12 protein-coding genes and 1 pseudogene are annotated in these 15,665 nt (G+C 25.1%); 3 read left to right on the top strand and 10 right to left on the bottom strand.

The genetic code is table 11. The features are described from left to right. Positions 1-112: 112 nt before the first annotated feature. Entirely contained in the window at positions 113-1,549 is a 1,437-nt protein-coding gene (locus I2A75_RS09940) for a hypothetical protein (protein ID WP_195264315.1), read from the bottom strand. Positions 1,550-1,750: 201 nt separating this feature from the next. On the opposite strand from I2A75_RS09940, the gene I2A75_RS09935 reads away from it, so the two are divergent. Then, positions 1,751-2,953, top strand: a complete 1,203-nt coding sequence (locus tag I2A75_RS09935) for a dicarboxylate/amino acid:cation symporter (RefSeq protein WP_195264314.1) — start codon at positions 1,751-1,753, stop codon at positions 2,951-2,953. 52 nt (positions 2,954-3,005) lie between these two features. On the opposite strand, the gene I2A75_RS09930 is transcribed toward I2A75_RS09935, so the two are convergent. The 6 genes from I2A75_RS09930 to I2A75_RS09905 all read right to left on the bottom strand — a co-directional run bounded on the left by I2A75_RS09930 (position 3,006) and on the right by I2A75_RS09905 (position 9,184). Beyond that, positions 3,006-3,890 (bottom strand): ComEC/Rec2 family competence protein, encoded by an 885-nt coding sequence (locus tag I2A75_RS09930; RefSeq protein ID WP_195264367.1) that lies wholly within the window; start codon positions 3,888-3,890, stop codon positions 3,006-3,008. Positions 3,891-4,106: 216 nt separating this feature from the next. Next, entirely contained in the window at positions 4,107-4,577 is a 471-nt protein-coding gene (locus tag I2A75_RS09925) for a threonine/serine exporter family protein (protein WP_195264313.1), read from the bottom strand. 2 nt (positions 4,578-4,579) lie between these two features. Beyond that, positions 4,580-5,344 carry a threonine/serine exporter family protein gene (locus tag I2A75_RS09920; RefSeq protein ID WP_195264312.1) on the bottom strand — a complete coding sequence of 255 codons (765 nt, stop codon included), beginning with the start codon at positions 5,342-5,344 and terminating at the stop codon, positions 4,580-4,582. 194 nt (positions 5,345-5,538) lie between these two features. Next, on the bottom strand, positions 5,539-5,961 hold the full coding sequence (locus I2A75_RS09915; RefSeq protein WP_195264311.1) for a UDP-N-acetylglucosamine pyrophosphorylase: 423 nt from the start codon (positions 5,959-5,961) through the stop codon (positions 5,539-5,541). Between the two features lie 171 nt (positions 5,962-6,132). Further along, positions 6,133-8,748: a 3'-5' exonuclease gene (locus I2A75_RS09910; protein WP_347707765.1), complete on the bottom strand. Its 2,616-nt coding sequence runs from the start codon at positions 8,746-8,748 to the stop codon at positions 6,133-6,135. 100 nt (positions 8,749-8,848) lie between these two features. Further along, positions 8,849-9,184 (bottom strand): SdpI family protein, encoded by a 336-nt coding sequence (locus I2A75_RS09905; protein ID WP_195264310.1) that lies wholly within the window; start codon positions 9,182-9,184, stop codon positions 8,849-8,851. A 628-nt stretch (positions 9,185-9,812) separates the two neighbouring features. Here I2A75_RS09905 and I2A75_RS09900 point away from each other — a divergent pair. Further along, positions 9,813-10,706: a metallophosphoesterase gene (locus I2A75_RS09900; protein ID WP_243242134.1), complete on the top strand. Its 894-nt coding sequence runs from the start codon at positions 9,813-9,815 to the stop codon at positions 10,704-10,706. 137 nt (positions 10,707-10,843) lie between these two features. Here I2A75_RS09900 and I2A75_RS09895 read toward each other — a convergent pair whose 3' ends face one another. Together I2A75_RS09895 and I2A75_RS09890 are read right to left on the bottom strand one after the other, a co-directional pair. Then, the gene (locus I2A75_RS09895) at positions 10,844-12,622 is read right to left on the bottom strand and encodes a M3 family oligoendopeptidase (protein WP_195264308.1); all 1,779 of its coding nucleotides are present in this window, start codon (positions 12,620-12,622) and stop codon (positions 10,844-10,846) included. An 83-nt stretch (positions 12,623-12,705) separates the two neighbouring features. Beyond that, a complete protein-coding gene (locus I2A75_RS09890) occupies positions 12,706-13,389 on the bottom strand; it encodes an AraC family transcriptional regulator (protein WP_195264307.1) in 684 nt (227 codons plus the stop codon). A 121-nt stretch (positions 13,390-13,510) separates the two neighbouring features. On the opposite strand from I2A75_RS09890, the pseudogene I2A75_RS09885 reads away from it, so the two are divergent. Beyond that, a pseudogene (locus I2A75_RS09885) lies at positions 13,511-15,244 on the top strand (glycoside hydrolase family 13 protein). A 68-nt stretch (positions 15,245-15,312) separates the two neighbouring features. Here I2A75_RS09885 and I2A75_RS09880 read toward each other — a convergent pair. Continuing rightward, a complete protein-coding gene (locus I2A75_RS09880; protein WP_035285121.1) occupies positions 15,313-15,657 on the bottom strand; it encodes an FMN-binding protein in 345 nt (114 codons plus the stop codon). Positions 15,658-15,665: the final 8 nt, after the last annotated feature.

The raw sequence follows: 15,665 nt of genomic DNA, 5'->3' as shown, positions 1-15,665 counted from the left end.
AAATTCAACAAAATACAAGGGAGTAACGAAACGTTACTCCCTTGTATTTAATATTTTAAAAATAGATTTCACATAAAATTATCTATTCTCTAATCCAATCATTTTCAGCAACTTAAATAGCTTTTCTTTTATTTTCTTGTGCAGATTTAACTTTTTCAAGCTCTCTAACAAATATATCTGCATTTGTATTGTCTATATAAAGTACACACATTATATAATCATTTAATTCATTTATGGTTGTTGTTATTCTTGTGTAATTCATTAATTTATCTACTTCAAATTTTTTATTTAAATTCAAATATTTTTTCTTTCCATTAATTTTAATATCTTTGCAGTTATCTGTGAATTCAAGCATAACATCTTCTTTTGTTTTTATACCTAAAATCATTCCATTTTTAGTATACCTAAAGCAATATCCATCTTGTTCAAAAAGTCCCATTTCATCAATACCGTTTATAATTTCCTCGTAATTATCCCATTCTCTTTCAATATCATCTTTATCATAATAATAATAACGTATATATGAATCTATACAAAAAGCATTATATTCTCTATCTTCTATATCTAAGCATTCATTTTTATCCCTATGATAATTTTCTTTTAGCTTTTTATTTATTTTAAATATATTTTCTTTAATTGCTTCACAGTTTTCTTTTACTTTATCAATTGCTTCTATGAAGTTATCAGCATCTATAGGTTTATTTAACTGTATATCCATTAATATTATTTTAGAATTATATCTTATTAAATCTATGTTAAATTTCACTTCGTTATTTTCATTTTCTATGTAATTTAAATTTTCCATAATATCATTTTTATTTTCTATTGAATTTTTATTTTTTAACACATTTATAACTATTTCTGTAAATTCAACTCTTTTATTAAGCTTCTTTAAAACCATAGATACATTTTCTATTTTTCTTTCACCAACTAAAGTTACCATTTGTGATAAATCTGATATTATTCCATTATTGCATTTATCTAATTTTAATATTAATCCATTAACACTGTTATCAACTTTAATATTATATTCATTTCTCAAATCAATATCTATCTCTTCTTGTAACTTTCCTTCTCTATCAGTTATATATCTACTTACAGAATCTTTATCAAATAATATTTTTTTTGCTTTATTTAAATATTTTAAGCAATTATCATATCCTTCAATTAGCCTTTTCTTTGTTTGTTTATCACAAGTTTTATATAAGTTTTTATAATTTTTTATTAGTAAATTAATTGCAGATAAAGCTTCAATAATTGATGTTTCCATTTCACTTTTTACTGTGGATAATTTATATTTATGCTCGTAACACAACTCTTCATAATCTTCATTTTTACTTAAATGATTTCTTAGCAATGAATTTTCTAGTTCTAATCTTGCTAAATTTATATTATAAATATCCTTTCTCAAATAGTGATAACTTTCAAGTAAATCATCTTCTTTACTATAATCTTTTATTGCCTTAACTATATCTCTTAATATATATATAGCTTCATCTAATTTTTCTTCATAATTTGAAGATTTTTTAAATACATCTAATATACTCATAACTTACTCCTTCCTAAATAATATTGTCTTCTGCTAAATACTTCATATTTATTTATGTTTTCCTATTTAAAAATATTAATTCACTTATGAAATTTATTAATACTTTTTCCTTGACTTTAACTCACTCAAATTGTATTATGTAGTTAATTCAAATACAGATGTATTTCAATCAAGTACATTATGTTAAAAGGGGGCTTTATTATGAAAAATATATCATTAATTTTAAAAATATTTATAGCACTAGTTCTTGGTATATCTTTTGGTATAATATTTAAAAATCTTAATATTGATTTTCCAATTAGACTTTTAGCAACATTTAGTGAATTATTTGGAAGTTTTTTATCTTTTATTATTCCTTTGATTATGATTGGATTCATAGTTACTGGAATAGCATCTCTTGGCCATAAATCAGGAAAAGCCTTGTTAATTACAACTGCAGTAGCATATATTTCTACTCTATGCGCTGGTTTTTTAGCATTTTCTATAGGATCATATTTATTACCTAAATTTTTAGAATCAAATTCTTTAGTTATAGAATCAAGTAATGAAATTAATGCTTTTTTTAGTATTGATATTCCACCTATAATGACTGTTATGTCAGCACTAGTGTTTTCTTTTATAATGGGAGTAAGCTTATCAAAGATTAAAAATAGTAGCATATTAAATATATTTAATGAATTTAATTTAATAGTAACTAGGATTATTTCTAATATACTTATACCTATAGTTCCTATTTATGTTGGTGCAATATTTGCTAGACTTAGCTTTAGTGGTGAAATTTTTAGTACATTAAAAAGCTTTGCTATAGTTTATATAATTTTATTTGCTATTCAAATAATCTATATCTTAATTCAATATTCATTTGCTAGTAGTATAAAGAAAGAAAATCCATTAAAACTTATTAAAAATATGTTGCCTGCTTATTTAACAGCAGTTGGAACTCAATCCTCTTCTGCTACAATTCCTGTTACAGTAGAATGTGTAAATAACAATGATGTTAGTGAAAAAGTAACTGATTTTGTTATTCCTCTATCTGCTACTATACATTTAGCAGGAGATACAATAACTCTTGTATTAACATCTATGGCAGTAATGTACATGACTGGCAGAGTGCCTACATTTTCGTTAATGCTACCGTTTATATTTATGCTTGGTGTAACTATGGTTGCTGCACCTGGTGTTCCTGGGGGTGGAGTTATGGCAGCTTTAGGCATTTTAGAATCAATGCTTGGATTCGGAATCTTTGAAAAACCAATTATGATTGCTCTTCATGCTGCTCAAGATAGTTTTGGAACTGCAACTAATGTTACTGGTGATGGAGCAATAGCTATATTAGTTGACAAACTTTTACAAGATGTAGAATCTGCAAAGGAAGATTTAAAGGATTTGACTGTTATAGAATAAGAAAAAGAGTCTGTCACACAATTAAATAGCTTTCTGCGACAGACTCTTTTTCTTATTTTTCAGTTTTTACATTAATAGTATTTCCATCAGATGTAATTGTTATTTGACCTTGCTTATCTGTTCTATAGGCTTTTATCCCATGAAGATCTATAGTTTGTAATGTTTCTCTGTGTGGATGACCATATTTATTATCTACACCACAACTAATTACTCCGTACTCTGGTGAAACTGCTTCAACAAATTCCTTAGTTGATGATGTGCTAGAACCATGGTGTCCAAACTTTAATACATCAGCATCTAAATTACTAGGGTATTTAGCTACAACTTCTTGTTCTGCATGAGCTTCTGCATCACCTGTAAACATGTAACTAGTGTTTCCAAAAGTTAATTTCATTATAGGTGAATAATCATTAAATTCCTCATATGATTCATAAATTGGAGAATACACATCTATCTTTGCACCTTCTCCTAAATCAAAGCTTGTACCTTCTTTTATCACTTTAACTTTTAATCCCTCATTACTAACTGCACTTAACATATTTTCAAAAGTTTTTGTTGTATGTGTAACCTTTGGCATATAAAAACTTTTAACATCATATTTTTCAAAAACCTTTACCATTCCTCCAATATGATCTTCATGAGGATGAGTTGCAATAACAATTTCAAAATCATCTATATTCTTTTCTTCTAATTGCTTTATTAATTTATCTGCATCACTTCTTGGACCAGCATCTATTAATATATCAAAATCATTTACTCTAATATAAGCTGCATCTCCTTGTCCAACATCTAGATATGATATTTCTAATTTTCCAGTTGGAGATCCTATATTGGAATTTTTTAAATCTTTGCCAAAATATAATGATATTACTGCAATTATTCCAAATACAATAATAGTTATAAATTGTGCTTTTTTATTTCCCTTATGCTTTTTCATAGTTTTTTCAAAAGATTTCTTCAAGTTATTTTCTTTAGTCAAATTCTTCTTCCTCCCTACAAACATACATTCTCGCCATTAATTATTATATGTTTTTATTAGGAAAAAGTCAAAAGGCGTTACATTTTGTCCTGCAACGCCCCATAGTCATAGTCAAATTATAAATAAAACTTCTGACTATGATAATATTATTTGTATTTTCATAAATTTTATTCATTAACTATTTAAAGAATTAATTTTAGGATCAACTTTTACTTTTTTACTTAAATTATATCTTATTAAAGTCTTAGTAATTGTAGAAACTAAAATCACTCCAAGAGCTAATACTCCTGCAGAAGCTAAAGTTTTTATTCCTGTTTCTAATGATTTCATTACATTCCCTGTAATAACTTCAACCATTGTATAATACATTCCTCCACCAGGAACTAAAGGTATTAAAGCTGCTATTACAAATGTAGTTACTGGTGTCTTTAATATTCTTGCAAAGATCTCTGAATATACACTAAGCCCTACAGACGCAAGAAATAAGGCAGTTGTGTCAGAACTCCCAACCTTCAGCGAAAACTTATATATAAACCAACCTAATGCACCACATAAAGCTGAAAAAAACAAATTTTTACCTTTAATATTAAAAACTATTCCAAATGCAAATGATGCAATAAATGCTGATAGAACTTCAATAATCATTTTTATATCCCTCCAAATGCTCCAATCCAAAAACTTAAAACCACACCAGTTCCAATAGCAACTGCAATAGCTGTTAAAAATGCTTCTGCCCCTCTTGCAAGACCAGATACTAAATCACCTGCAACTGTGTCTCTTATTGCATTGGTAATTGCAAGTCCTGGAACCAAAAGCATTATAGAACCAATTATAACTTTGTCCATATCTATAGCTATTCCGATTTTTATAGATATAATTGCTAGAAATGCTAAAATTCCAGCACATATACTTGTAATAAAAAATGAATTTAATCCTATATTTTCACCTTTTATTGAAAAATACTTAACTACTATTCCTATTAAAAATGCTGCAATTGCATCTCTTAAAGATCCTCCAAATAAAAAAACAAATCCAAATGCGCCTATGGCTGAAAATAATATAGTTATTTTATTTGAATATCTCTTTTCTTCTTCTATATCTTTTAATTTATCTTTTAATTCTTTTACAGTAAATTTATTATTTAATATATTTCTTGCTAAATCATTTACTTTATGAATTCTTTGCAAATCTACTGATCTACTTGAAATTCTAACTACAAGTGATTTTATTTCCCCTTTATGTGAGGCTGATGCTATAATCACTGTTGGAGTTGCGTAACTATCTGCTACTTCAATTCCAAATGAGTTGCAAATTCTATTCATAGTTTCTTCTACTCTATAAGCCTCTGCTCCACTTTCTAACATTATTTTACCTGCATATGCTGCAACTTGAAGTATATCGTTTATTTCCATTTAAATTCCCTTCTCCTATATTTAACTTCATATATTATACAATTCTCCTAATAGCATGTCCATATAGATTTCATCCTTTTTAAAACTTTATTTTTTAATTTTAATCTTAAATAAGTATAAAAAAAATTAACTTGTAAAGTTATTGTTCTCAAAATAAAGAAAAAGGAAAAATCATAAAGATTTTCCCTTTAAAATTACATATTATTTATTATATTTGATATACTTTCAACTGAAGCATTTCTAATAGTGAAAATCATATCTTCACCTATTCTAAGCTTACATTCATTTTCATTTATTTTTACCTTATTCAAATTTAATCCAGTATTTCCAAACTCCTTATATTTAGTTGGTGCTATATCAATAGTAAACTTACTATCCTTAGCTCCTGTAATTTTTATTAAGCTTCCTTCACATTCATTATCTTGTATATTTAATGTTATTATGTTATTTCCTTTTAAAACTACTTTATTTTCTGGAATTGATACTACAGATACTTTACCAGTCATAGTCATCCATCCACCACTCAATTTTATCTTAGAAAGTAATTCTGTATTATATTCTTTTGTAATATTACTTAATAATTGCCCTAATTCATATACATTTAAATCGTATTTCATATTTTTATCCCTCACAGTTATCACTATATTTGCTTCAAATAATAATCTCATTAATTAAACTATTAGTCTATATAATAGTTTATATCTTACTTGAAAGCCTTTTTCTTCATTATAACTTATATAATATTTTTTATTATACTATAACTTAATAAAAATGACTATAAGTATCTTCTAATAATCATTATCTAATTCTATATACTCTTTATCTATATATCCTAAAAATCTACTTACTTCATTTTTTCTATTATAATCATCATGTAGATGAGTTAATAAATATAAATGTCTTTTAGCTCTAGTTAATGCAACATAAAATGTTCTTTTTTCTTCTTCTAGATTATTTGACTTTATTGACATATATGAAGGAAATGTATTTTCTTGAAGTCCTACTATAAATACGCTATCAAATTCTAAACCTTTAGATTGATGCACTGTTATTATTGGAATTCTTTTTTTATTAGTTCTATTTATAATTAGATTTTCAAGTTCCCCATTTGAAAGCCCTGTTAATTTAATTATATCTAATAAAAAATCTCTGTTACTTTTTGTATTATCATCTAAATCTCTTACAAGTGAATAAAAATCTCTAAGTCTCTCTATTTTTTCTCTTCCTTCTTTTACTGCTTCAATTCCTCTTCCTGAATATAATGTTTTTATATTAAATTTATTTATTATATCAACAATTATATCTTGAGGCCTTTTTAGTTCAGCTTCTTTAAATAAGTCATTAAGTTTATCATTAATATATGAAAATGATTTTAAATGCTTAGACATATAAGTTATTCTTTGCATTGAAGTAGGAATTAAGTTTTCATTTATTGCTCTTACTAATAACTCACTAGTAGCTAATATATCATCCATTGCATCATGACTTGGTTTATTTTTTGTTTCAAATCTATTACTAAGTGTCTCTAATTTATAATTAGGTAAGTTAGTATAAAATCTCCTATATATATCTAATGTATCATAAAACGATTTAAATCTAGGGCCATCTAGGTTATTTCTATATAATTCACTTGTTAAAATATTTATATCATATTGCACATTATGTCCTACTATAACAGCATCTTTTGAAAAATCTACAAACTCTTTTAATACTTTTTTCTTATCTTCACCATTTTCACTTAAGAATTCATCACTAAATCCATGTACATTAAATGATGATTTTACAGACTTGTTATTTTTCAAAAACTTTTCAAAGGTATCTATAACTTCACCATGTTTATTTATCTTTATAGCTGCTATTTGTATTATTTCATCTTCTGTTACATCCGTTCCTGTACTTTCAACATCAAAGACTATTATATTATCTTGTGCAAATTCATTTATTAATAATGAATACTTTTCTCCATAATTTCTTGCATTTAAATCTATAAAGTCACATAAAGAAATTCCAACTTCTTTATATTCTTTTGATTCTATAACTTCAAATGTTTTATCTCCAATTCCTGTTGGGAGTCTTTTCACTATTCTTTTTAAGCTTACATTATCATATTTATTTGCAATAAGTTTAAGAAAAGCAACAATATCTTTTATTTCTTGTCTTCTAAAAAACTTAAATTGATCTACTAAAATAAATTCAAAATCAGAAGCCTCATATCCAATTATACTTCCAAGCTCTCTGCTTAACTTAATATTATAATTATTATCTCTACTTAAAATACAAAGTTTTGATATGTCTTCACCATTTTCCTTTAATGATTTAACTTCTTCAAATATAAATCTAGCTTCATCTCTTAAATTGTCACACATCTTTAACTTTATTTTTTCGCCATTTTCTTTTGTTTCTGAAGATATCTCATTTTTATATAATGATTTATATTCAGATTCAAAAGCATTTTTTAAAAAGCTTAAAGATCCATTAGTTATAAACTTAGTTGATCTATAATTCTTAGAAAACACTATTTCGATAGGATTATATTCTTTCTTATAAAATTCTAATATTTTTTGTGGTTCTGAACCTCTCCAGCCATAAATAGTTTGAAACATATCTCCACATAATAAAATATTATTTTCTTTAAATATCTTTTCAATTATAAAATACTCTAATGTACTTGTATCTTGAACTTCATCTATATTTATATACTTATATGTCTTTCTTAAGCTTAAGACTAACTTATCGTCCTTTAATATTTCTTTTGCCTTTGAAGTTAGATCTGCAAAGTCTAATCCATGGTTATTATAAAGTAATGAATTATATAGATTAACTAAAAAATGACCCTTTTTAACTAAGAAGTCCTTCATTTCACTATTTAATATACCTTTATCACTACATATTAAATTTATCTTAGCTTCATTATACTTGAGTATATTTTCTATAGTTTTACTGTAGTCATCTAAAATATTATTACTATATAAATCCAGCCTTGCTCTTTCTATCTTAATTAACTCTATAAACTGCTGTAATTTAAAAACAGGATAATTGTAATAATTGCACTCTTTTATTATTTCTCTACAATCTTCTTCATCAAAGACAATAAAATCAGTAAATATATCGCTTCTTTTCTTCGCATCCATCTTAATTAAATCATAACAAAAGCTATGAAAAGTTCTTATAGTAATATCTTTAGCCTCTTCCCCTACAACTTTTTCAATTCTATCTCGCATTTCTGCACAAGCCTTATTCGTAAAAGTTATGCATAATATTTCTGAAGCTTTTGCTTTATTACTTTTTATAATATTAGAAATCCTACTTGATAAAGTATTAGTTTTACCAGTACCTGCTGAAGCAAGAAGTAAAATATTTTTTTCTAGTTCATTTACAACCAAAGCTTGTTCTTGATTTAACACACTTACTCCTCCTAGCTTTATTACTTTTTACATCATTGTATCATAAGTTAGAAATTGTTCCACTAGTCAACTCAATAAATTAGAGTTTGTATATTAAATCTTATTTTCTTGTTCCATCTTTATTAAACACTTTCCATAAATGGATTTCATCAAATATTATCATAATAACTGCACCTAAAAGCATCAGAATTAACTGTAAGCTTTCATTATACAATAACCCTCTAAAACTATATGATATTACTCCTATTATTAAACTAATCACTCCAAAAATAATCATAGTTAATCCACTATATCTTTGTGCTTCATCCCAAGTATCCTTATTTTTCATTGACATTGGAGTTCTATATCCAAGCATCCCATTAATACTTTCTGGTGGAAACTTAAATAATATAATTCCACAAAAAATAGATATTCCCCCTATTATTAATAAAAGCACTATAAATCAATCCCCTTTATAATTTTTCTTTTAATATATGTAATTTCTTTTCCAAATTATGACAGTAAAATAATTATATAAATATTATACTCCTAATATAATTGAGTTAAAATACCATTTTAGGAAATTATTATCTTTTTACTACCTAAGAAATAAATACTTAAACAATATCAGATATTTTACTACTCAAAACTAAAAATTTAATCTTATAAAATACTTACTATTTATAAATGTTGTTAATTTTTTATTTTTAATAATTCAATATAAATGAATTATCTCCTTAACTCTTTCAGATTCACTTTTTATTATTTCATTATTCCGTTTGGTTTAAAAATACTGTTATGTTATAATAATCTAAAATTTATTTTTGGAGTTGATTAAATTGAAGGTTAAATATATAATTATTTTTCTTATATTTTCACTTTTATATTTTTTAATAAATTATTATGTAGGTAGAAAAATACTTAATGGATTTAATTACATTTTCAAAATTTCTCCATTGGTTTTTTGGATCATTTTTTGGGCTTTGGCCTTATCATACATAGTTTCAATGTTTCTTAATAAATTTATATCTCCTAATTTAACTAACTTTCTTTATTTAATTGGCTCATATTGGATGGGATTATTAATGTACACTTTATTAACTTTTCCTATTATAGGAATTATAAATATTATTGTAAGTAAATCACCTTTATCAAATAATTTAAGTAATAAATATTACATTTATCAAACTATATTAATCACTGTAATTTTTATTATAATAACTATAATTGGAAGCTTTAATGCTAAAAACTCTTATGTAAAATCTTTTGATATAGATATAAATAAAGAATCTTTAAAAGAGCCTATAAATGTAGTTATGGTGTCTGATATACATTTAGGAAATATAATTAAAAACAAAAGACTTTCTAAAATGGTAAAAGAAATTAACACTTTAAATCCTGATATAGTAATAATTGCTGGAGATATTATAGATAGTGATATAAAACCATTTTTAGATTATAATATGGGAAGCGAATTTTCAAAAATAAAGTCTACATATGGTACTTATGCCTCACTTGGTAATCATGATATAATGACTAAAGCTGAAAACCAAATAGTAAGTGTTCTTGAAGAAAATTCTGTCAAAGTTTTAAGAGATGAATCGATTTTAATAAATGATAGCTTCTATATAATAGGTAGAGATGATATTACAATAAATAGATTTTCTGAAAATGATAGAACTTCATTATTAGATTTAACACATAATCTTGATAAATCTAAAACTATGATAGTAATAGATCATAATCCTAAATATATAAATGAAAGCTTAGATGCTAATATTGATTTACAACTTTCTGGGCATACCCATAAAGGTCAAATTACTCCTGGAAATGTAGTTACAGATAAAATATTCGAAATAGATTATGGTTATTTGAAAAAAGATAACTTAAATGTAGTAGTTTCTTCTGGGTATGGAACTTGGGGTCCTCCTATCCGAATTGGAAGTAGAAGTGAAATAATTCAAATAAACTTACATTAATATATTTGATAATAAAAACTAATTCAAACAAAATTACTATAAATTTATACCCTATAAATTTATAAAATAGAGATTTAATATTAAACTTATAATTAAGGGATATTTAAAGTGTTTTAAATATCCCTTAAAAATTAAATTTATTTTATTTCATAGCTTAAAGCAATAAATCTTTCTATGTCTTCTTCAATAAGCTTCAAAGAATTTCTCCAGAAATTAACATCATGAACATCTATATTCATTATTTTTGTTACATCTGCAACTTTTTCTTTTCCTGTCACAGCTAATAATTCTTCATATTCTTTGCAGAAGCTTTCACCTCTCTTTAGATATTCAGCATACAAACCTTTTGCAAATAAGTTTCCAAAAGCATATGGGAAGTTGTAAAAGTTAGCTGTTGCATAATAGTAATGAGGCTTCCAAGTCCACATATATTTGTGCAAGAAGTTATTATCAAGTCCATCTCCATAAGCTTCTTTTTGAGCATTTAACATAGCATTATTAATTTCTTCTACTGAAAGAGAACTTTCTTTTCTCTTTTCAAAAACTTCACTTTCAAATAAAAATCTTGAATATATATCAACTATTACTTGATTACAATCTGATATTTCTGCTTCTAAAATAGCAAAAGCTTCTTCTTTAGTTGCTGTTTTAACAGCTCCTCTTTTTACTAATATTTCACAGAAGTTAGATGCTGTTTCTGCTAATGTCATTGGATATTCTGAGTTTAATACAGTTTCATTTCTTAAGCAATGACTATGGAATCCGTGTCCAAGTTCATGTGCCATAGTTACAACATCACTAAAACTATTACCATAATTCAATAATATCCTACTTTCATTTATAGCTTTTATACTTTCACAAAAAGCACCGCCAACTTTACCTTCCTTAGGCATAACATCTATCCAGTTATTATTAAATGCATTCACAACAAAATCAGCTAGATTATCACTAAAGCTTCTAAAATTCTTTTCAACAAATGCTTTTCCTTCTTCATAAGAAAATTTCATTTCTTTATTTATAACAGGTGCATATAAATCATAAAATGGTAATCCACTTTTATGACCTAGAATTTCTGCTTTTCTTCTTAAATATTTTCTAAAAGTAGGTAAGCTTTCCTTTATAGCAGTAAGCATTGCATTTAAAATATCCTCATCCATTCTAGATTCTTCTAATGTCATATGAAGAGGTGATTTATATCCCTTAAGCTCAGAAGTAGTTAAAACTTCTCCTTTAATTCCATTTAAAGCTGCTGCAACTCCTTCTTCTACTTTTGAATATGATTTGATTTCTGCTTCATATGCTTTCTTTCTTAATTCTGCATCTGGACTATAAGCCATATTTAGTACAACTGTTAATGGTAATGATTTATCTTCATTATCAATATTAATATCAACCTTATGTGTTGATATTAAATAATCCTTATAATTTGACCATGCATCTGAACCGGTATTTCTCATTTTAGCAATTATGGCTTCTTCTTTTTCACTTAGCATATATTTGTTTTTTTCTTTAATTTCATTTATAAAAAATTTATGTTTACTTAATAAATTTGATGAATTTACTAAAGTATCTATATCTTTTATATTTGCTATCCATTTATAAATTTTTGTTAGCGGCTCTGCTAAAAGACTATATTTAGAATTTATAACATCTAAATACTTTCTTCCTTCTGCATTTTTTGAATCTGTACTTAAAGTTAAATTTGCATAAGCACCTATTCTATTTATAAGTAAATTTATGCTCTCTAACTTATTTATTAATTCCTCTAATTTTACTACATCATTTGATTTTTCATCAGTAGATTTAGCAAAGCTTTTAAGATCTTCTATTCCCTCATCAACTTTCTTTAAATCTGTAATAAACTCTTTAGAATTAAATGATGGATATATTTCTTTTAAACTCCATTCTAACGACATTTTTATGCCCCCTTTTTAATATTATTTTTAAATGCTTATTTTAAATTATATTATTAAACTAAATTGAATTCAATTAATTGTAATTATATTGAATAATTTTTATTTCTAAATTCTGATGGTGACATACCTACAATTTTTTTAAAGGTATTAGTGAAATGACTTTGATCATGAAATCCTAATAATATACTTATTTCTAATATGCTCTTTTCAGTACTTAAAAGTAAAGTTTTAGCTCTTTCAACTTTTATTTCTCTTAAATATTTCATTATAGATATTCCTTTATGCTTTTTAAAACATGTTGATGCATATCCTACTGATATATTTAAGTTATTACATATTGTTTCTAATGAAGTATGATTTTCTATATTTAAATGAAGAGCTTGCAAAAGCTTATTAACAGTAAAGCTATCAGTAACTTCTGTATCATTTATTAGTAAATCTATATATTCATTTATCATATTTATCTCAATAACTTGCAATGAACTTATATTACTTGCTTCCTTAATTTGCCTATAAAATTTATTATAAATAGGATGTAGATATTTCTTAGAAATTCCACTCTTTATAATTTCCCTAGTATATACAGCATTCCAAATTATTAAATCATCCCTTTTATGCTCTTTGTCAACATCATCACTAACTTCTGATTTATGCTTTTCTTTAACTATCCTTATAATTTCTTCTTTATTTCTAGATTCTATTAAAAAAGATATCTTGTTACTAAAAATATTAAAATCTGATTCAAAGCTTTCATATCCATCATTCATAATTTCTCTCCCAATTACATTTCATAATAATTATATACATATTATATTATAAATATACAAATATAATCAATATCCTTTGATATAATTTCATTAAAGTACACAATAAGAAGGAGTAATATATATGAATAAGTTTGCTGTTTATCATATAACAGATGTACCATATGCTTATGCTAAAAATACCAATACCTTAACTATAAGAATCCGTACTGCTAAAAATGATTTAAATAGTTGTTATATTTATTATAAAGATAGATTTGGAAATTATCCTTTTATTAAAAAAGAAATGTCTTTAATATCTGAAGGAGAATTTTATTCATACTATGAAGCTGATTTATCAGTTAGTAAAAATAGATATAAATATATTTTTGAGCTTATAGACAAAGATAATAATATTTATATCTTAGATGAAAGAGGTTTTAGAAAATCAATTTATGAATGTGTTGATGCAAATTCATTTCAATTTCCTTATATCTCACCTGATGATGTATATGATGAAGTTAAAACTCTACAAGAATCTATTGTATATCAAATTTTCCCTGATAGGTTTTGTAAAGGATTTAATATAGATAATCCTAATACTACAACTTCATGGGGAGATGAAAATATAAATTCTAAATCTGTATTAGGCGGAAATTTACAAGGGATAATAGATAAATTAGATTATATTGAACATTTAGGAATAAATCTCCTATACCTTACTCCAGTATTTAAATCTAGCTCTAATCATAAATATAATACTTGCAATTACTATGAAATCGACGAAGCATTTGGTGATACTGTAATAGCCAAATCTTTAATAGATAAATGCCATGAAAAGGGTATTAAAGTTATTTTTGATGCTGTATTTAATCATTCAGGAGATGACTTTTTTGCTTTTCAAGATGTTATAAAAAATGGTGAAAATTCAAAATATAAGGATTGGTATATTATAAATAGCTTTCCTATTGATCAAAAAAAAATTAATTACTATACTTTTGCAAATAATATACGAGAAATGCCAAAATTAAATACTTCAAATGAAGAGGTTCAAGATTATTTTATTAATGTTGGTAAGTACTGGATAAATTAAATTGGAATAGATGGTTGGAGATTTGATGTAAGTGATGAAGTTAGTCATAATTTTTGGAAAAACTTTAGAAAAGGAATTAAATCACTAAACAAAGATTTAATAATAATCGGTGAAATATTCCATAATGGATTTAATTTTTTAAGAGGTGATGAATTTGATTGTATTATGAATTACACTTTTAAAAATGCATGTGTAGATTTTTTTGCTAAAGGAATAATAGATCCAGAAGATTTTTTGAATATCTTATCTGAAAATAGAATGTTATATATGAATAGTATATCACGTCAAATGTGGAACTTATTAGGTAGTCATGACACTAAGAGATTCATTAATGAATGTCAATTTGATATTTCATCTATGAAACTTGCCTTAGTTTTTCAATTTTCCTATATAGGTGTACCTTATATTTACTATGGTGATGAAATTGGATTAACTGGAGAAGATGATCCACTTAATAGAAAATGTATGATTTGGGACACTTCTAAACAAAATAATGATTTACTAGACTTATATAAATTATTAATAAATCTTAGAAAAAAATATAAATCTTTAATTTATGGTACATTTACTCCTATTTATTATAAAGATAATCTTTTAATTTTTAAAAGAGAGTTACCTAATGAATCAATTTTAATATGTTTAAATAAAAATACTAAAGATATAGATGCTAAATTAAATTTTGATATAAATGGTTTTGATTTAATAAATAAATCTTTAATTAATATAAACAAACATAATTCTATAAACTTTAAGTCCATGGAATATAAGATAATTAAACTTCAATAAAAAAAATAGGTAGATTTTACTTGTTAAAATCTACCTATTGTCTATTTATAAATTTTAAGGGATAATTTTTATTTTACTGCTGATTCTAAAGCTTTATTAACAGCTTCTATTACACCTTTTGATGAATTAGTTGCTCCTGATATAGCTTCAACACCTTCAGTACTTTGCTTTTCAATTATTTCTGGAACTAAATTATCTTTAACACCATCAACTAAAGTCTTAGTTTCGTTATGTTCAACTAAATTTACTTCAGATATCTTTCCTTTTTCAACTTTAACTTCTACCTTTATTGCTCCAGAAGCGCCTTGACCTTCACCTGTATATGTTCCATCAGTGTATTTTCCACCACCACAGCCAACTAACAAAGTTGCTGATAATGCTATTGTGCTTAATATTGCAGTTATTTTCTTCATTTTTATTC

Source organism: Clostridium sp. 1001275B_160808_H3 (assembly GCF_015550425.1).
GTDB lineage: Bacteria > Bacillota > Clostridia > Clostridiales > Clostridiaceae > Clostridium.
The sequence above is the reverse complement of the archived record's forward strand: the minus strand, read 5'-3'. Positions and strand labels throughout refer to the sequence as shown.